17 protein-coding genes are annotated in these 18444 nt (G+C 51.8%); 11 read left to right on the top strand and 6 right to left on the bottom strand.

Going from position 1 to position 18444, the window contains the following annotated elements:
* Nucleotides 1-91: 91 nt before the first annotated feature.
* Both B212_RS0119185 and B212_RS0119180 read right to left on the bottom strand, forming a co-directional pair.
* Nucleotides 92-1357 (bottom strand): MFS transporter, encoded by a 1266-nt coding sequence (locus tag B212_RS0119185; RefSeq protein WP_019912623.1) that lies wholly within the window; start codon nt 1355-1357, stop codon nt 92-94.
* A gap of 49 nt (nt 1358-1406) precedes the next feature.
* A complete protein-coding gene (locus tag B212_RS0119180; RefSeq protein ID WP_019912622.1) occupies nt 1407-2318 on the bottom strand; it encodes a LacI family DNA-binding transcriptional regulator in 912 nt (303 codons plus the stop codon).
* A gap of 198 nt (nt 2319-2516) precedes the next feature.
* Here B212_RS0119180 and B212_RS0119175 point away from each other — a divergent pair, with 198 nt between their 5' ends.
* From B212_RS0119175 to B212_RS0119130, 10 genes are all read left to right on the top strand, one after another.
* Complete coding sequence (locus B212_RS0119175) at nt 2517-3659, top strand: DUF1611 domain-containing protein (RefSeq protein WP_019912620.1); 1143 nt, start codon at nt 2517-2519, stop codon at nt 3657-3659.
* A gap of 20 nt (nt 3660-3679) precedes the next feature.
* Nucleotides 3680-4819 (top strand): DUF1611 domain-containing protein, encoded by a 1140-nt coding sequence (locus B212_RS31895; protein ID WP_019912619.1) that lies wholly within the window; start codon nt 3680-3682, stop codon nt 4817-4819.
* Between the two features lie 2 nt (nt 4820-4821).
* On the top strand, nt 4822-6834 hold the full coding sequence (locus tag B212_RS31890) for an alpha-amylase family glycosyl hydrolase (protein WP_019912618.1): 2013 nt from the start codon (nt 4822-4824) through the stop codon (nt 6832-6834).
* A 44-nt stretch (nt 6835-6878) separates the two neighbouring features.
* Nucleotides 6879-7358, top strand: a complete 480-nt coding sequence (locus B212_RS0119160; RefSeq protein ID WP_019912617.1) for a hypothetical protein — start codon at nt 6879-6881, stop codon at nt 7356-7358.
* Nucleotides 7334-8512 carry a glycosyltransferase family 4 protein gene (locus B212_RS31885; RefSeq protein WP_019912616.1) on the top strand — a complete coding sequence of 393 codons (1179 nt, stop codon included), beginning with the start codon at nt 7334-7336 and terminating at the stop codon, nt 8510-8512. Before B212_RS0119160 ends, B212_RS31885 begins: the two co-directional genes overlap by 25 nt.
* Nucleotides 8513-8530: 18 nt before the next feature.
* Entirely contained in the window at nt 8531-9769 is a 1239-nt protein-coding gene (locus tag B212_RS0119150) for a Coenzyme F420 hydrogenase/dehydrogenase, beta subunit C-terminal domain (protein ID WP_019912615.1), read from the top strand.
* Nucleotides 9726-9959, top strand: coding sequence for a hypothetical protein (locus B212_RS35445; protein ID WP_084673321.1), 234 nt, complete (start codon nt 9726-9728; stop codon nt 9957-9959). The genes B212_RS0119150 and B212_RS35445 overlap by 44 nt, the downstream gene beginning before the upstream one ends.
* 35 nt (nt 9960-9994) lie before the next feature.
* Nucleotides 9995-11107, top strand: coding sequence for a 3-phosphoshikimate 1-carboxyvinyltransferase (locus B212_RS0119140; RefSeq protein WP_019912613.1), 1113 nt, complete (start codon nt 9995-9997; stop codon nt 11105-11107).
* A 129-nt stretch (nt 11108-11236) separates the two neighbouring features.
* Nucleotides 11237-11875, top strand: coding sequence for a copper amine oxidase N-terminal domain-containing protein (locus B212_RS0119135; protein ID WP_019912612.1), 639 nt, complete (start codon nt 11237-11239; stop codon nt 11873-11875).
* Nucleotides 11876-11890: 15 nt separating this feature from the next.
* Nucleotides 11891-12130, top strand: coding sequence for a hypothetical protein (locus tag B212_RS0119130; protein ID WP_019912611.1), 240 nt, complete (start codon nt 11891-11893; stop codon nt 12128-12130).
* A 133-nt stretch (nt 12131-12263) separates the two neighbouring features.
* Here B212_RS0119130 and B212_RS0119125 read toward each other — a convergent pair whose 3' ends face one another.
* From B212_RS0119125 to B212_RS31875, 4 genes are all read right to left on the bottom strand, one after another.
* On the bottom strand, nt 12264-13466 hold the full coding sequence (locus B212_RS0119125) for a S1C family serine protease (RefSeq protein WP_019912609.1): 1203 nt from the start codon (nt 13464-13466) through the stop codon (nt 12264-12266).
* A 13-nt stretch (nt 13467-13479) separates the two neighbouring features.
* Nucleotides 13480-14619, bottom strand: a complete 1140-nt coding sequence (locus B212_RS0119120; protein WP_019912608.1) for an FxLYD domain-containing protein — start codon at nt 14617-14619, stop codon at nt 13480-13482.
* A gap of 281 nt (nt 14620-14900) precedes the next feature.
* Nucleotides 14901-16367, bottom strand: coding sequence for a PA domain-containing protein (locus B212_RS31880; protein ID WP_019912607.1), 1467 nt, complete (start codon nt 16365-16367; stop codon nt 14901-14903).
* A gap of 26 nt (nt 16368-16393) precedes the next feature.
* Nucleotides 16394-16825 (bottom strand): MarR family winged helix-turn-helix transcriptional regulator, encoded by a 432-nt coding sequence (locus tag B212_RS31875; RefSeq protein ID WP_019912606.1) that lies wholly within the window; start codon nt 16823-16825, stop codon nt 16394-16396.
* Between the two features lie 448 nt (nt 16826-17273).
* Between B212_RS31875 and B212_RS0119105 the strand changes: the two genes are divergently transcribed.
* On the top strand, nt 17274-18299 hold the full coding sequence (locus tag B212_RS0119105; protein ID WP_019912604.1) for a LacI family DNA-binding transcriptional regulator: 1026 nt from the start codon (nt 17274-17276) through the stop codon (nt 18297-18299).
* Nucleotides 18300-18444 lie beyond the last annotated feature (145 nt).

Genomic DNA, 18444 nt, shown 5'->3' with positions numbered 1-18444 from the left:
GATGCCGGTGCTTGCACCAATATAAGGTGAACACAAGAGATCAATGATGCCGCTATCGTTGATCTCTTGTGCAGGTGCGCCCACATAAGAGTTATCTATAGCTTCGGATGACCTTGAGCTTGGCGGAGGCATACAAGGCGAACAGGAGCAGCAGCAATCCGGTGGAGCCCATAACCGGTCCGGGACTGAAATGATCCGAGAGGTAGGAGACAACGGTCAGGCCAACCGAAGGAGCTACGCTCATAATCGAACCCAGCACGCCGAAGACTCTGCCCTGGAGCTCTTGCGAAACCTCCAGCCTGAGAACGGTGTTGATCAGCAGTGTGCAGAACGAGAAGATGAATCCGATCAGCAGAATGACGGGAATGGCTGCGGCTGCAGAAGGGATGAAGGATAACAGGATGTACATCGGGCCCAGACAGAGCAGACTGCTCATTATCAATATGCCCCGCCGTCTGATTCTGGCCCCGAGCAGCAGGATCAGGCCAGAGCCAATCATATAGCCGAGCGGAATGCAAGCTTCCATGAGTCCGAACTGGAACGGGCTGGATTTCCATGTCTTGACGGCCATGACCTGGGTCAGCATCAGTGAGGGCATGAAGAATAGCGTAAGCGTCGGAAGCATGATGATCACTGCCTTGGCAAAAGGGAATCTCCAGATATACCGCATGCCTTCTCCAAGATCCTGAATGAATTTCTTCTTCTCTTGGGGTGTTTGATTGACGCGGGCCGGCATCGGCAGGGAACGGACGGCGAGAACCAGCAGGAAGGAGACGACAAACGTGAAGGCGTCGAATAGAATAGCGTCGGCCGCACCGAAGGTCGCTACAAAAATCCCTCCCGCCGAAAAGCCGACTGTACGGCAAATATTTTCCGACAGGTTAAGCATTCCAACAGCCTGCTGGACATGCTCTTTGCCGACAACGGTGACAATGGAGGACTGGTAGGCAGGAGACTGGAAGAGGGCCGACACGGTAGTCATCGCTGTAAGTACGGCTACGATAATGAAGGAAGAGGAAGGGACGGAGATAACCAGGGCAAGCGTCACAACCAGCGCGGAGCTAATCAGGTCTGTAACCAGCATGATCGTTCTCCGGTTGATCCGGTCCGCGAACGTGCCTCCAATTGACCCGATAAGCGAGCTAAGCAACAGGTTAATGATTGTCAGCACAGCCATCAATTTGGCGCTGCCGGTAGTCTGGAGCACCCAAAGGCTCAGGGCGATGCTGTGAAAGGTATTGCCGAACAGAGAAATGGAGAAGGAACAGAGCAGCAGCAGAAATTTTTTGTTGGCCCAAAGCCCCGGGTAGGAGGGGGCGGCAGAAGCCGCCTGTCTGGCCAAAACCGGATCGGACATAACGATTCCCCTTTCAACTTAAGCGTTTAAGTGAATCTGTAAAAAAAAATTAGTCAACATAATAGCAGTTATTGTCTTGCCCGGAGTAGTCAGGATGATGCAATAGCTTCTGCATGAGATCAAACGCCACCTCCGCTTTATCCCCATGAAAAAGAACCTTCTCCACGCCCTCACCCAGCATTTCCGGAGAATTACAGGTACAGATTACCGTCAGGTGCTCGAAGCGGGCTGTCTTCTCAAGGTGGCTGCCAATGAATTCATTGATCACAATCGCCCGCTTGAAGCGGCGGTGATCCGTTGCCGGAATCAAATCCTGAAGTCCGCGGATCTCGAAGACCGCATCATCAGCCAGAGGAACACTGCTGCGGATATAACGCGTCAGCAATGAATTGTTGAAGCTCTCCATAATCAAACAGACCTGCGACAAATCGTCCGGCAGGGCCTTCTCAAGCGCTGAGCGGTAATTGAATACCACCTGCTTGAACAGCTTATCCTCAATCATGCTGTCGATCAGAATCAGGGGAACTCCCTCGACAAAGTGTCTGGAAATTGAGTAGAAGGAGTCATCCCGCACGTCCATGAGAAACACGGCTTCCAGCTTGCGCTCGACAATAATGTCCAGCGTAGGATTATCGGTATCCAGAGAGTAGAGCAGTGTATGATAGCCGGCTGCGGTAAGCCGTTGCTCCAGGGCATGTATGAAGGCGAGCTGGGCATGAAGCTTCCAGTAGGGCATATGCCCGGATTTGTGGACCAATACGCCTACCAGGCCGGTTTTCTGGTTCGCGAGCGAGCGGGCTGCCAGGTTCGGAATATAGCGGAGCTCCTCGGCCAGCTCGATGATCTGGCGCCGCGTTTTCTCAGGGATGGTCTGATTATCCACACGGTTCAGCACATAGCTCACCGTCGCAACGGATACGTTGGCCCGCATGGCAATGTCCTTCATAGTCGTCTTTTTCAACAATCCAGTCTCCTATCCCTCAATTTTCTAAAGATTAACATTTGGGCGGGGCAGGAGTCAATCATAGATATGATGTGGAATAAAAATACTTTTATTACTTTGTATTGATCTAAAAGGTAAAATATTGTAGTATCAGCTTAATCGGTTAAGTGTGCCGGTTGTTGTCTGTCGATACTCTATCATGGGAGGCGGTTATGCATGGACAATGTGGTGTTGTATCCCTTCAATAAGATCACGCAAGGGATGGTCAGGTTCAGGGATTTGACGGATTTCAGGATCAGGGCGGTTGTCGATTTTGTCCTGCATAAGGGTACAGATGCGGCAGAGCTGGTTGAAGGCAGGGCCGCGGGTATTCCGGTCACGGACAATTTTGAAGAAGCGCTTGAGGCTGCCGATACCTTGATCCTGAATGATCCGGGAACTTCATTTGGCAATAACGAAGGCGTATACGGCGAGCATAATCTCACTCAGTTGTGGAGAATGCTGGTTGCTGCGGCCCATGAGCGGAAGCTGCGGATCATCAGTGTGCACGAGATTATTGACAGCTCTACCCTGGAATGGCTGTTCGCGAATGGAATTATTATTGAGGTTCAGCCGCAAATCCCCGCAAGTCTGGAGCACCGGCTCCAAGCAGAATATGCATTTCCTTCCCCTGGAGACGAAGTAGCCACTTATCTATCGTATTTTGATGTAGACGCACAGATAGCCGCATACAACCGCAATATTTGCAAGATAGGGATATTCGCAACAAGAGGCTGCCTGGGCAAATTCACCGCCCAAATGTCATTATTCAGAGAACTTAAGCAGGCTGGCGAGAAGGTCCGGGCCATTATAACCGAGCCTACAGCTCCGCTGTTCAACCAGCCGGGCGGAGATATTATGAAATTTATTGCCCGCAGGCCGCTGAATCAATACGCGTACTACATTCATGCAGCCGTCCGTGAGGCGGAGAGCGAAGGCTGCGATTATGTGCTGCTGTCAGGCCAAGGCTCCCTGCTGCCCAATGAGAACTTCGTGATTGCAGCAACCAAAGTCTCTTATCTGCGCGCTTTCCAGCCGGATCTGGCGATCCTGATTGCAGGTTATGATGATGACGAGCAGATCAGAGACAGCCTCGATATTCTTCGCATATACGGCAATGCCAGCCGGCCGTTCGCCATACTGATTCCAGATAAATACGAAGTTGATTTTGGAGAATATGTCTTGAAGAGCCCTGAAGAAATAGAACGCCGCAAGGAAGAGATCCGCAGCCGCTTTGAAGCTGAGCATGTCGAATCTGTGCTGGACATTGGCAGGCTGGTTGCCAAGCTGTCCCAGTACAAGAAATCTGTCAAATTATGAACCGGACGGAGGCGGCAAATATGGAGAGAGTCGTGCTGTATCCATTCAATAAAATAACGCAGGGTCTGCTTCGCTTTCGTGACCTGCTGGATGTGGAGATAGTGTCGGTGATCGACTTTGTGCAGAAAGACGGACAAGATGCCGGCGAGCAGGTGGACGGGAAGCGCTCAGGAATCCTTATGCATAGGTCAATGGAAGCCGGGCTGAAGGGTGCGGACACCCTGATCTTGAATGATCCGGGCACTACCTTTGGCGGGAATAAGGGGGTATTCGCCGAGCATGATCTGGCCGAATTATGGCGGCAATTGGTTATGTACGCTTCTGACCGGGGCTTGAGGGTGGTCAGTGTACATGAAATTTATGACCGGGATACGCTGAACTGGATGACGGAGCAGCACATCAAGATTGATGTGGTTCATAGCCCACGGGAGCAGCTTATTCAAGAGATGGACGAGCGCTACGGTACGGGCGAAACGGAAATCGAGAGCTATCTGGGACAATTCCAGAAGGAGGCGCTGATGTTCTCCCGCCCCAGAACGATTAAGAGAGTCGGTATTTTTGCCACCCGGGGATGCATCGGCAAGTTTACCGTGCAAATGAATCTCTACCGGCAATTTGGAATGCGGGGCATTCCGGCGACAGCCTTCATCACGGAACCAACCGGCTTTCTGTTCCGGCAGCCCGAAGGGGATATTTTCAAATTTCTGGGGCACCGTCCGCTTCAGCAGTATCCGTATTATATAGACACTGTGATTCATCAGGCCCAGCGCAGCGGCAGCGAGTGGATCATCATGGCAGGGCAAAGCTCCATCCTTCCGACGATGAATATTGCCTTCAACTCGCTGAGATACGCGATGCTGCGGACATTTGACCCGGATTTTATACTGCTGATTGCCGGTTATGACGACGACGAGCAGGTTCATGATGCGATTGAAATGCTAAGAATCTACTCCAGGCGGCCGCTTGCCCTCCTGCTGCCGGACAAGCTGGAGACCTCTTATGGGCACTATGAGACCTATCCCCACGAACAGCGGACTGCCCGCAAGCTTGAGCTGGAGCGGATATTCCAAATTCAGGTACTCTTTATTGAACAGGCGGAAGAAACGCTGGACCTTCTGTTACAGGCAGCGAGTGCTATCCCGGCCGGTTCCGGTGCGTAAAGATGTTGAACCCGGGCGAATGCATTTATCAGATTGTCACCGACCGGTTCTGCGAAGGCAATCCTGGCATCCGTCCACCGGCTGAGCTATTCAGTGCGGATTCAAGCAATCTGCGGAAATATCTCGGCGGCGATTGGGAGGGAATTATCGCCAGGATTGAAGACGGATATCTCACGGGAATGGGCATCACTGCGATTCTGATCTCACAGCCGGCAGAGAACATCCACGTATGCATGGACGATGAAGCAGGCACAGCTTCCTATCATGGCTATTGGCCCAGGGATTTCCTCAGGCCCAACCCTTATTTCGGTTCAATGGACACCTTCAGAGCGCTGGTGAACACTGCACATGAGCATGGACTGAAGGTGATCATTGATTTTACGCCCAATCATACCTCCCCGGCACTGGAGCTGCAGCCTGCTTATATGGAGAACGGTGCATTGTACCGCGCGGGAGAGCTTGTGGCAGCGTACTCGGGAGATATGGAGCGCTTGTTCCTTCATAACGGCGGCACATCTTTCCTGAATGCCGAGGATTCGCTGTACCGCAACCTGTATGACCTTGCCGGACTGGATCAGATGAATCCGCAGGCAGATAAGCTTTTACGCGAAGGAATTGCCTACTGGTTGGACCAAGGGGTAGATGGTGTACGGATTGACGCGGCCAAACATATTCCGCCAGGCTGGCTAACATCGCTGAATGGATTTATTCATGCCAGGAAATCTGCTTATCTCTTCGGAGAATGGTTCCTTGAGGCACATGGCAGCCCGCAGGATAATGCTGCTTTTGCCAATGACAGCGGGATGAGCCTGCTGCATTTCATGTTCACCCACTCGGTACGGGAGAGCTTTCACGGCAAACGGGGATTCGAAGCTTTCGCCGATATGCTGCGAGAAGCCTCCGGGAGCTATAAGCATTTGTTCGACCAGCTTATTTTTCTGGATAATCATGATATGAGCCGGTTCACTGAGGACGCGGACCTTTCGCTTACGGATTTGGCAATTGTGCTGCTGCTGACTTCCGCAGGCCTGCCCGTGGTGTATTATGGAACCGAGCAATATATGAGCGGAGGGGATGACCCGCATAACCGTGCTATGATGAGCGCCTTCAGCAGGGAGACGCCAGCCTACCGGATTCTGGCTGAGCTTAACCACCTAAGAGCACGTAATCTTGCGATCGGCTATGGCAGTACCAGGCTGCTATATGTGAATAAGAGGGTGCTGGTATTCGAGCGCAGCTACAGGGGAAGTGTTGCGCTGGTCCTGATCAGTCTGGAAGAGAGCGAACATGTCCTGCCGCCGCTGGCGACTTCTCTTCCGAAAGGCGCGTATTCCAGCCTCCTGAGAGAAGTCTTCCCGGATCGTGAGGTGGCTGTAGGGGCCGAAGGAGATGTGCAGGGTGTAGCAGTGGCTCCGCGGTCTGCTTATGTCTATGCGTTTGAGTCTGATTCGGACGAGCCGGCAGCCGTACACTTCTACCCCAAAGCGGCGCCGCCGGGAAGCGAGCTTATTATTCAGGGAAGGCATTTAGGTGATACAGGCAGTCTGACGGTTGGCGGGTATGCCGCAGATGTCCTCTCCTGGCAAACCGGCAGGATCATTTGCAAAGTTCCGGCGATACCGGCAGGCAAACACCGGATACAAGGGCTGAGAAGCGGGGAGACGGAGTTCCTGCTGGCGGAAGAGCTGACCGTATGGACAGGTAAGCTGGTTACAGTAAGGCTGGTGGTCAAGAGCATACACACGGATTATGCTTCACAGGTTTTTGTGACAGGAAATGTGTACGAGCTTGGAGAATGGGAGGCGGGCAGGGCCGCAGGGCCATTTTATAACCATATTGTCTACCGCTATCCCACCTGGTACTGTGACATCAGCCTGCCGGCGGATTGCCGGATTGAATTGAAGTTTCTGCTAAGGAGTAATTCTGGAACTGTGCGCTGGGAGCAGGGATTGGCCCATAGCTTCCAATCACCTCCGGAAGGCGTATCCGAAATGATTGTGGAGTGGCAGGGGTGAGGGCCGGGAGTAATTCATCCGGTTGTCCAAAGGAGATGCTGCGTATGGATGAGAGATTGCAGTTCGATGGGGCGGGCCTGGTCTTCCAGACTGCGCTGGACGATGACACAAGGAGTTTGATCGCCTGGCATTTTAAAAGTGGATGGCATGAGCTGCAGCAGGCTGTCCGCCTTACCGCCCTTACCGCCGATAATAAATTTGCCCAATTCCTGTTCCCGGTGGACCGGCCGCTTGGACAAGCGCTGGACATGCAAATACCCAGGCCGGGAAACCGCTACTATTACGCGGATTTAGGGATTATTAAAAAGTGCAAACGTTTGTACCGATTTCGAGATCGAATATTTTATATGTTTTTGACGATGGCAGAACGAAGTCTGTGGACTGGCTCTCCTTCCAAAGAGACCATGCCTCGCCTCCGCTGCTGGAGCAGAATACGTGGTGGGAATTTTTCACGGGTTATTCACTTATGGCACATTGAGAGATTCGGAGGGGACAACCTATGCAATCAAGCGTATCTGTCTTAATCCTGTCCTGGGAGTATCCGCCTTTGGTGATTGGAGGGATTGCCCCGCATGTCTATGAATTGTCCAGACATTTGCAGGCCGGGCAAACGGCAGTCCATGTAGTCACCAATACCGCGCCTGGGCGGCCCGTTCTGGAGGTAGAGAACGGCGTACATGTGCACCGTGTGAATTCCTATGAGAACCTGACTGACTTCGAGGATTGGGTGCTTCAATTCAATCTGGCGATTGTGGATTACGTTACAACCCGGCTAAGCGAAAATATACGGTTCGGTCTGATTCACGCCCATGATTGGCTGGTCGGTTATGCGGCGCTTCTTCTGCACCAGCGCTACAAGCTGCCGATCGTTACGACCATCCATGCTACAGAGCATGGGAGAAATCAGGGGCTGTTCACCCCGCAGCAGCATAACATTCATTCCATTGAACATGAACTGGTCTCTTCGTCGGACAAGGTTATTGTATGCAGTCTGCATATGCAGAGCGAAGTCTGCGCCGTACACGCCCTGGACAAGCAGAAGACTGAGGTAATTCCTAACGGCATTGATCTCGGTTCCCTGGAGCTTATGCCTGCCCATTCCTTCAGAAGAGCGCAATATGCGCAGGAGGGCGGGAAGATTGTCTTGTTCATTGGCAGGCTGGTCAAGGAAAAAGGAGTGCAGGTGCTGCTTGAAAGCATGCATGAGGTACTCCGGGAGTTTCCGCACTGCACATGCATTATCGCAGGCCGGGGCCCCATGCACGCCGAGCTGGAGGCCAGTGCGGCTGAGCTGGGTGCAAGCGTACGGTTCACCGGCTTCGTGGACAGTCTGGAGAAAAGCTATCTGCTGGACATCGCCGATGTCTGCGTATTTCCCAGCCTGTACGAGCCCTTCGGTATTGTAGCGCTTGAAGCGATGGGAAGCGGTACACCGGTAATTGTGTCCGGTGCAGGAGGACTTGCCGAGATTGTGGAGCACGGGCGGACCGGACTCACCAGCATTCCCGGAGATCCGCATATGCTTGCGGACCGGATTCTCTATCTGCTCCGTGATCCTGAGGAGGGAGAGCAGCTTGCGGAGGCAGCCCGGCGGGAAGTCCGGCTGCGGTATGACTGGCAGCCTATTGCTGACAGAACCAGAGAAGTCTATTCCGCGCTGAGCGGCGTGAGATTATGAGGAAGGCAAGGTGCTGAGATGACATCTTTTATTACCCTCAAGGAAGAGATTCTTGATCTATCGCTCTGTGCTTCCTGCGGATTATGCGCCGCAGTATGTCCTCAAGGGCTGCTCACGATGAACGGGGATTCCGTTCCGCTTCCCGTATTTCAGGGCCGGGAGAGCCAGGCGGCTGACACCTGCGGAAGCTGCAATCTCTGCTCGGAAGTGTGCCCGGGGTATGATACCGGCGTGATGGAGTCTGAGCGCCGCATCTTTGGCCGCAACCGGTCCGAGGTTGAACGCTGGACCGGTATCTACCTGAACACCTATCAATTATCGGCAACAGACCCGGAGATCCTTGGCCGGGTGGCCGCCGGCGGGGCAGGGACAATTCTGGCGATCACGGCGCTGGAGGAGAAGGTGGCCGATGCGGTGATTGTTGTGGGGAGGGAGCAGGAACGCCCCTGGGTGCCGAAGGCGTACCTTGCCGATTCGGTGGACCGGATTATCGAATGCGCGCAGACCAGCTACTGCATTACACCCAATCTGGATCTGTTGAAGGATGGCAGATACGATAAGATCGGCATTATCGGTGTGCCTTGCCAGATTCAAGGAATCCACAGGCTGCTGAATCTTCCTGAGCATTTACCATCCTCTATGCTGGCTGACAAGGTAGCGTTCACGATCGAGCTTGGTTGTGCTTCCAATACCTCCCTTGGCGGTACCGAGCATCTGATTACAGAGATCCTCGGCATCGACCTGGCTGATGTTGTCTTTATGCGTTACCGGGAAGGGCAATATCCCGGGCAATTTGTAGTCAGAACGCGGCAGGGTGAGGAGTATTTTCTTCCCTTTTACAGGCTGGTGGAGGAATTCAAGAGGTTCAAGACGTTCCGCTGCCTCGCTTGCCCGGATTGGTGGTCAGGCCTTGCCGATATCTCCATTTCGGATGGAGACCCCAACATATTTGATTCCAGCAAGGCCGGAGTATCTGCCAAAGCTTCATCCACGGTAATGGTGCGTACGAAGACAGGCGCTGATCTGCTTGAGCTTGCACTGCGCCGGAATGCGGCCATACTGACCGATTATACGTTTGAGAACAACCTTGGACTGGAGCGGAAAAGACAGCGTTACCGCAGCTACGCGGCAAAGGGCGACCGGCGGATTCCGCTGGCTCCCGGAAGAGATATGGACTACTCGCAAATACTCTCGGATGACGAGGTGATCAGAAATGGAATTGGTACCGAGCAGAGTCGGACTACCGGCCAAGTGTGACTTGCGGATCAGAGCAAAGCGTGAGGTGGGCTCCCTGGTGTTCGATTCGGTTCCCGGAGACAAATCCATCTCGCAGCGGGCCATTGTTCTGAACGCTATCGCCGAAGGCGTAGGCACTGTGCGGGGGGTGCTGCGCTCCCGTGACACTCAGAGCTGCATCGCTATTTTGCGCCAATTTTGCGCCAATTAGGTGTAACGTTTGCATGGAATGGTGCTGAACTGTCTGTGTATGGAAGAGGGCTGCGGGGCCTGCAGGAACCGGAGGGCAGGCTCGAGATCGGGAACACGGCCACATCGGCCCGGCTGATCTTGTCTATTCTGGCAGGACAGGCTTTTGCAGCAGAACTCAGCGGAAACGTATTGCTCTCGGCAAGACCGATGGATTGGGTGGTGAAGCCGCTGACGGACATGGGGGCCGATATTGAATATCTGGGTACAAAAGGCTGTCTGCCTTTGCGGATTCAGGGGGCAGTGCCACTCTCTCCCATAGACGTAGAAGCCACTGTATTCAGCGCGCAGGAAAAGTCAGCCCTGCTGTTCGCGGGATTGTACGCGGAAGGGGTCACACGTTATCGGCAAAGCTGCCAGAGCAGGGATCATACCGAACGCCTGATGCAGTATTTCGGAATAGACATTCATTCCGAAGGCGATGTTACTTCCCTGAGGGGAGGCACTCCCTTTTCCGCCAAGGATGTGATTGTTCCCGGCGACTTGTCCTCAGCGGCTTTTCTGCTGACGGCATATGCTATTCGGGGAATGGAGCGCAAGGGCAGCCTGACGATTAAGCGGGTAGGCGTCAATCCGACCCGGATCGGATTCATTCACCTGCTCAGAGAGATGGGACTTCACTTGACGCTGCACAAGGAAGAGGACCTGATCTCCGGCGAGCCGGTTGCCGATCTCCATTGTACACTTGGAACCCGGTTATCTTCGGTGCTGGCCGAAGGCAATGAGCGGATACAGAGCTTGATCGACGAGGTTCCTTTGCTGGCTGCGGCAGCGGCATTCGCGGAAGGGAACACCGTGATCAGGAATTGCCGGGAATTAAAAGACAAGGATACGAACCGGATTCAGACTACCGCGGGGGTGCTGGGGGTTTTTGGTGTGGAAACCTCCTGCGGTGAAGACGAAATGGTCATTTATGGCGGCCAGCGTCCATCACCTGCCATTGTAGAGAGCTGCGGTGATCACCGGATCGCTATGACCGCCGCTGTGCTGGCCAGCAGCATGGATGAACCTTCGATTATCCGCAACTGCGGCTGTATCGACGTATCCTATCCGGGTTTTGTAGAGGACCTCGCCCAGTTTGCACATATTGATATTTTGCGCGCGGAATGATAGACAGCACCTTCAAGAGAATGGACCCTGCCGTAAGACAGGAGAATAATCTTGAAGGTGTTTTTGCGTAACTTTTCCGAATAGATATCGTCTAATGAATTGTCCAATATTATGAAATAAGGGAAAATAATGAAAAAACACTTGGAAACATACATACTCGCTATATTAGTATTTGCAACTGTGTCTGGAACAGCGGCGGCGAGTAATTCCGGTATCATTTCCATCTATGTTAATAACGAATATGTATTTACGAAAGCTCCCTCGTACATTGACCACGGAACGGCTATAGTTCCTTTAAATGTATTACAAAAAATCCCTGGTATTAGCATTACATGGAATAATTCCAATAAAACGGTCACTATTGTTCATGATAAGAAAACGATTCAGCTTGTTGCCGGCCAGAATTCAGCAATTATAGATTCAAAAAAGGTGGATCTGCCTGTGGCTTCTCTAATTAAAAATGGAAGTGTAATGGTACCTTTGCGTTTTATTGCTGAAGCAGCAGAGGCCTATATTGCCTGGAATCCTTATGAACGTGATGTTTATGTAGTGAAACCAACTCAAGAAATGATCGAAAAGACGAAATCAGCCAATTTGGCAGAAGCCCGTCAAGCGACCTTAGAGCTTCCAACTATACGTTTACTTAAATCAATAACCCAGGGTGTGGGAAGTGACAACAAATATTACTATTTTCCTGAAGGAAAGTCTGATCAAATATTTATGACTATAGGTAATGGCGTAGAGTACCTCGAAGCAGTAAATGGGTGATTGGAGCAAAAGTGGGTGGCACGGTTTGATGAAAAGGGAACCATAAAAGGGCCGTTTTTTCTCCCAAACATTGCAGAAGAGGTGGGAAAGCAGCCGGTGATTACTTCTAACCGAATTACCTTCTTCAAGCAGTATTTGCCTATTGGAGAGGCTGATTATGGATTTATTGATAAAGAGGGTAAAAGCACAACCTTAGGGCATCATGATATGCCGGGCTTATATGATTTTTTCGAAATACCGGAAGAAAATAAATGAATAATTAGCACATAGAAAAAAATGGACGAAGTCTCTGAAAAGAAACTTCGTCCATTCTTATTAAAGAGATATAGTCACCTGCTAACCAGGTGGGGACATCAAGCCCCCTGAGGGCAGCGCCTCAAGTCTTTCTTCACTTCACCTTCTTACCATTTCCGTGCAAAATCTTCATTTCGCCGTTCTCTACCCCCAGCGTGTAGGTAAGCTGGTATTTCTGGTTGACGGTTCCGCTGTCATGGCGTTCCTCCGCTATAATGAAGGCATTCACCGTGGCGCTGTCTTCGTTTTCTCCAACTGCCTCAATTCCATAGACTGTTACAGAATTTGTCTTCAGATAACCATTGCGGAAATTTTCATAGCTTGTTGTGCTCTGCCAATCGCTGCCGAGCAGAGAGTAGGCTGTTACATAATCACCATTATTCAGGCTCTCATAGAAATAGAGTACCAATTCCTCAGCATTAGAGTAATCTTCATCATTATCTTCATCTGTGCCTGCACCAGAACCAACATTTGAATTGTTATTTGTACCTGCATTTGAATTTGTTGCTGTGTCATTGCTTGAGCGGGCCGGTTCTGTCAGCGGATTCTTGGACCATTCCTCCACCTGAGTAAGCACACTGGAAACCGGAATGCTGAACCCAATACCCGGACCTTCACCAGCGGTGGCGGAGTTGATGCCGAGCACTTCTCCGGTGGTGGCATCCACCAGCGGTCCTCCGCTGTTCCCGTGGGTGATGGGTGCGGAAATCTGAATCATATTGCTGTATACATAAGGATCAATATCGAAATCGCGGTCAACCCCGCTGACAATTCCGGTGGTTACGGTATTCTCTAAGCCTAACGGACTGCCCAGGGCCAGAATTTCATCCCCAACCTCCGCCTTATGTGAGCGGGCAATGGTCAAGGGGACCATGCCTTTCAATTTGGGTACACGGACTACAGCAATATCCGTATCCACCCCGACTCCAATCACCGTACCCTGGTATTCTTCATGACTCAAGGTGCGGACGGTGACCTGGGTGGACCCTTCAACCACATGCGCATTTGTCAAAAGATCCCCTTGGCTGTTATACAAGAAACCCGAGCCCAGCGAATCCCCGCTCTCTATGGTGACGACCCGCTTCTGGCTGGCTTCAATGATTTCTTTGCGTGTCTTGGGCTGTTTGTCCTGAACGGACGCTGTAGTTGTCTTCGCGGCATTCGCCGGAGCTGCGGCAAGCAGCGGCCCACGATCCAACTGTTGTTCGGCAGACTTATGTATATACATCGCACCTGCTGTTCCAGCTCCCAGAATAAATAAACATGAGAGCATACTTACCCATACTTTTGCAGACATCAATTACGGCCTCCTATTCCAAATACCATGTTGCATTGACCACAGACACCTGTGCCTGCTCATAGACTCCGTAATAGGTAGTCGTAAAATCGCCGGACTCACCGGGTGCGATACGATATGGATTCACGCTCACATATGTCTGACCCAGGGCAGCGCCGGACCCATCATAAATCCCCAGACTCAAATCAACGGAAGAGATCGTTCTTGTCGCCTTATTGGTGATGGTCCCGCTGATTTGCAGGTCACCATATTCATCTAGAGTGACATTGATCCCCTTCACCTCAACCGCTGCTGTACGGTTGTTGAGATCCTCCTCGGCAGCCTGCTGCGCAGCAAGCTCGATACGTTCTTGCTCAGCCTGCTCAAAAGCCTGCTTCTCACTCTGAATCCGTTTGCGGTAGGTGCTTAATTTCTCATTCTCCGGTGCGTAGGATAGCCCTTTGTCTACAGCCTGCAAAGCACCGGCAAAATCCTTCTTCTTCAGCAGCTTCTCGGCTGCAGTGTAGCTGAGTCCTGCCAGCTTGCTGATAATCTGCTTCTTCACAGCCTCGGCTTCGCTGCCTTTCAGCTTTGCAACGGAATCCAGCTTCGCAGCCAGCGCAGCTACAGTATTCAGCTTATCCAGCTCGCTCTTCACCTTCATCACTGCCAGCAAGGTCTGATCGGCTGCCAGCTCCTTGCGCAGCGCAGTAAATACCGGTTCCTTCCGTGCAGCGAGCGCTTTTGCAAGAGTGTTGATTGTAGCCTCGCTGGCCTGAAGCTTCTGCTTCTTCAGCCCCTCGGCTGCTGTTTTTAGTTTGCCTTGCCATTCGGCGGCCTCGGCTGTGACCGCTCTGTCTTGAGTGAGCGCCTCATAATTTGGCCGCTTGGCAACCGCAGCATTAAGCAGCGCAAGAGCCTCCGTATAACGGCCTTCCAGTGCCGCAGCCTGGGCTTGCTCTTGCAGCGCCGACACATCCCGGTTCATCTGCAATTCATATTTGTACAAAAGAGCAAGGCCAGCTAAGACCACGCCAAGCAGCAGCATTGGAATGAGAACCGCAAATACAAGGCCCGCTCCCTTGGACTGAGGCGCTGGTGCCGGTGTTCCAGCCAGTCCTCCCGGCGACATTCTCGGCTCAAGGCCCGCTGCCGTTTCAGCACGGGTCTGCATACCAGGCGTCCGCTGAGCTTCATTTGTTAATAATTTGGTGCCACAACGGGCACAGACTTGTGCCCCTGTTGTATTTTTGGTTCCGCATGCATGACAGTACACGTTGCTGTCCCCCATCAAAATTGTATCTTCCCTTCCATATATCGACATTATAATCTATTAAAATCGAAATTAACACAGATCATTTAGGATATGTCCATCAGAGGAAGGGGCAATTACAGACGGGATGGTAGATTGGACAATGGAAATTCTCTAGTAAAACTCAGCCGATAGCACGAAGCTTACTGCTCTGTTTTTACGAACAATTCAAGCACACTGAAGGCCGGGGCTTCTGTAGCGCCTAATTCTTCAGCAGGGGAAGCATCCAGGGTTGCTGCCACCTGCGTAAAGGTCTCAATTTGCTCCATCATCAGGTTCAAATCCAGCCTATCCATGAACCCGTCTTCTGCTTCTGCACATAAATAATCCGGTGTCGGAATCAGCGAGATTGTTGGAATCTTCGCGTTATACAGGGGCTGTCCTTCGCCAAAATAAAGCGAGCCTTTCGGTCTGAGTGTGGTGGTGCGGACCTTTGTCCGTTCTTTTACACAATCCAGATAGATCCGGTCCATTGCCGGGTTGGCTGTATACACAAATTCATGCTCGATATTGCCGGTGTAGCTGTAGTGCTCATGCAGGCGGTCATCCCGCCATTCCTTGCAGCCCAGATGCTCCAGCGTGATTCCGGCTATCGCCCGTTTGTGGCCGCCTTCGCCGTTCCACTGCTCGGGATGGTCTCTCAGCCAACGGGTTGTCGCCTGTCCATGAACACCGAATTGGGGAATCTGAAAATGGCCGGTCACAAATACAAAAACAATGCTGCGGTTGCGGCGTTCAAGCGGAAGCCGGGAAAAATATTTAGCCATCGCAAGCAGGCCCACGCCGCCGTTCTCCTCACAGGCATTAGGCCCGTCCGTATGAGTATTGACAAGGATTGTCTCCTCCTTATGCATCCCGGGGAGTACGGCGTAGATCGTATCGCTGCTGTCCTGGGGAATGACCTCGGCATGCAGCACCAATCTTGCTTGCGCCTTGTTCAGAGCCGCTTGCTTCAGTTGCTTCCCGGTGTCCTTACCAACCCAAAGTGCGGGACACTGCTGATGGGCGGTAGTGAAAGGCAAAAATTGTCCCTTCGCATTGGGCTCCGAGAACTTGTTCCAGATGCAGATTACACCGAGTACTCCGGCTTTGTGCGCTTCCTCCAGCTTGGGCCCCCTCAGTACCGCCCCCAGCAAAGGGTTCATAATGAAGGTGGGGGTTTTGGCGGCTGCCGCCGGATAAGCTGATCTTGCCGAGAATAAAAGCCTGGAGGGAAGCTTCGGATTTGCCACCTCAACCACAGCGATCTTGCCGGCAGCCTTCTGAAAGGCATTCGCCGAGCCTTTGCCGCAATAGACCAGCTCTCCGGTCACGCCATCCGCCGGGGTTTCTCCGGAATAGGGATAATAGAGCGTAACAGGCACAGCTTCGAAGCTGCCAGCCTCATTCATGATGGAGAGACCCCAGCTCTTCGCTTCCCATCTAGTAAAAAAGTGCCGGTCTCTGCTCACCGCAAGCCCCAGCTTCTCCAGCTCCGCCTGAAACCAATCTACAGACTGCTTATGCGCGGCATTGCCCGTATACCTGGGACCGAAACCGTTAAGCTCTTCGAGCCAAGTCTTTATTTCCTGCATATCGGGATACAGCGAAGCATCCATTACTGTCTTCATATGATCGTCTCCTTTGCGGCTGCTGGTCATTTCGATAAGATCAATTCAAGAATTCTTCTTAGCTCCCGGATATCCGAAGAGGGGACCTCCCTCAGCAATTGCTTAGTCATCTTATCCCTATATTGCAGGGCTATGCTCAAGGTGTCCCGGCCAAGGTCGGTAATTTCCAGAATGACCGTCCGCCGGTCCTTCTCATTGAATACCCGGTTCGCATAACCCTCCTTCACAAGCTTGCTGGTTAGACCCGTAATGCCGCCAGTGGTAATCTGCAGCTCTTCAGAGAGCGCCGACGGCTGCTGTGGCCCCCGGTCCTGCAAGATTTTAAGAATTTGGTGATGATTGAAGGACAGCTCGGTCGGGTTGTGCTTGCTGATCTCGTTGTTCCATTTTTTGTACACGTCAAAAAATAACGTTTGCGCCTTCAGTAAATCCTTGGTTCTGTCAGTAATGATGGCCACCTCATTTTATGGGAGAGTAGTCTATATAAGTTGAAATTAAAAAAGGAATAAAAAGGGCGAAGGTAACGGAGGGGAAGTTTGGATACTTACGGAGCGAATGCGTCCGCCTGAAAGCTTTCCGCAGGAAAGCTCACATCGTAAGCATAGGCTATGTTTGGATTTCTACCGCGACAAGCGGTTCCAATCAGGAAATCCAAACCTAACAGCGGCCGGAAGTCCAAACATTCCCCGCAGTTACGGCTAGGCCCGAATATGAAAAAACAAAGTTCAACTTCTATAGATATTAATTTAGCAATAAGTAACTTAGTGCTAAGTTATTTTACGATTCATCTACAGCATTGTCAATTTATACTGTAAAATGGCCGGATATCGGCTTGTATTGTAATCCGTTACATAAGGCAAATCTTCTGGTATTATGATCTTAATAATAGGACAAGGAAGGGAATATATGAAAACAATCACTATTTATGACATAGCGAAGGAAGCCAATGTATCCGTGGCAACGGTTTCGCGGGTACTGAATGATACAGCTCCGGTCAAGGCGAGCACCCGTGAGACCATAAATAAGATTATCGAGAAATATCAATTCCAGCCGAATGCGCTCGCCAGGAGTTTGCTTAAGAAGGAAACCGGGACCATTGCCATGATCCTTCCGGACATCACTAACCCGTTCTTCCCGGAGGTATTCTGGGGGGCGGAGAACGTTGCCAGAGTAAAAGGTTATTCCTTCTTCCTGTGCAACACGGCGGGGAATTACAACCGGGAGTCCGAGTTCCTCAGCATTCTCCGGGAGAAAAGAGTCGACGGGATTATCTTTTTGGGGGGGAGAATCAATCTGGCGAACTGTCCCCCGGAGCTGGCGCAGGAGGTCATCGAGCTGTCACGGCATGTGCCGATTGTTCTCGTGAACGGCAATCTGCCGAAGAGCGGCCTGCACCGGATCTATACGGATGAAGCCGCAGGCGCTGCGCTTGCCACGCAGCATCTGATAGATTTGGGCCACAGGGATATTGGTTTCATTGGCGGGATGGATGATACCGCAACAACTCTGGTGAAGATCAAGGCTGCCAGGAAGAAGCTGAAGGAGCATGGGCTGGAGCTGCGCCAGGAGTGGCTGAAATCAGGCGAGTTCTCTGTACCGGGCGGCCGGGAGCTGATGAATCAGATGCTGGATCAGAAGCATAGACCGACGGCTGTATTATGTGTAAATGACTTCACGGCGATTGGAGCGATTAAGGCGGCTGCCCAGCACGGTCTGCATATCCCCGGGGATATTTCTATCGTGGGCTTCGATGATACTCCGTTGGCTACTGCGGTGATTCCGGAGCTGACAACCGTTTCCCAGAATACCTACGAGCTTGGCGAGCTTGCCGTAGAGACGCTGCATCAGATCATCAACGGGAAGAATCCGAAGAAGCAGATTGTTTTGCAGCCTAAGCTGATTGTGAGAAGCAGCACCGGAGCATTGAAGTAAAAAGTTTCGCAGCAATGGTTGACAGCCCCAGAATGTGGTCATATAATAAATTCACAGCTAATGAAACCCTTTTCATTCGTGTGGTTTTAAAATAAATAAACAGACCCGTGTAGAGCGGGTATTCTTTTTACCACAAATGAAACCC

Source organism: Paenibacillus sp. HW567 (assembly GCF_000374185.1).
Taxonomy (GTDB): Bacteria; Bacillota; Bacilli; order Paenibacillales; family Paenibacillaceae; genus Paenibacillus_AQ.
This window is presented reverse-complemented; position numbering and strand designations above follow the sequence as displayed.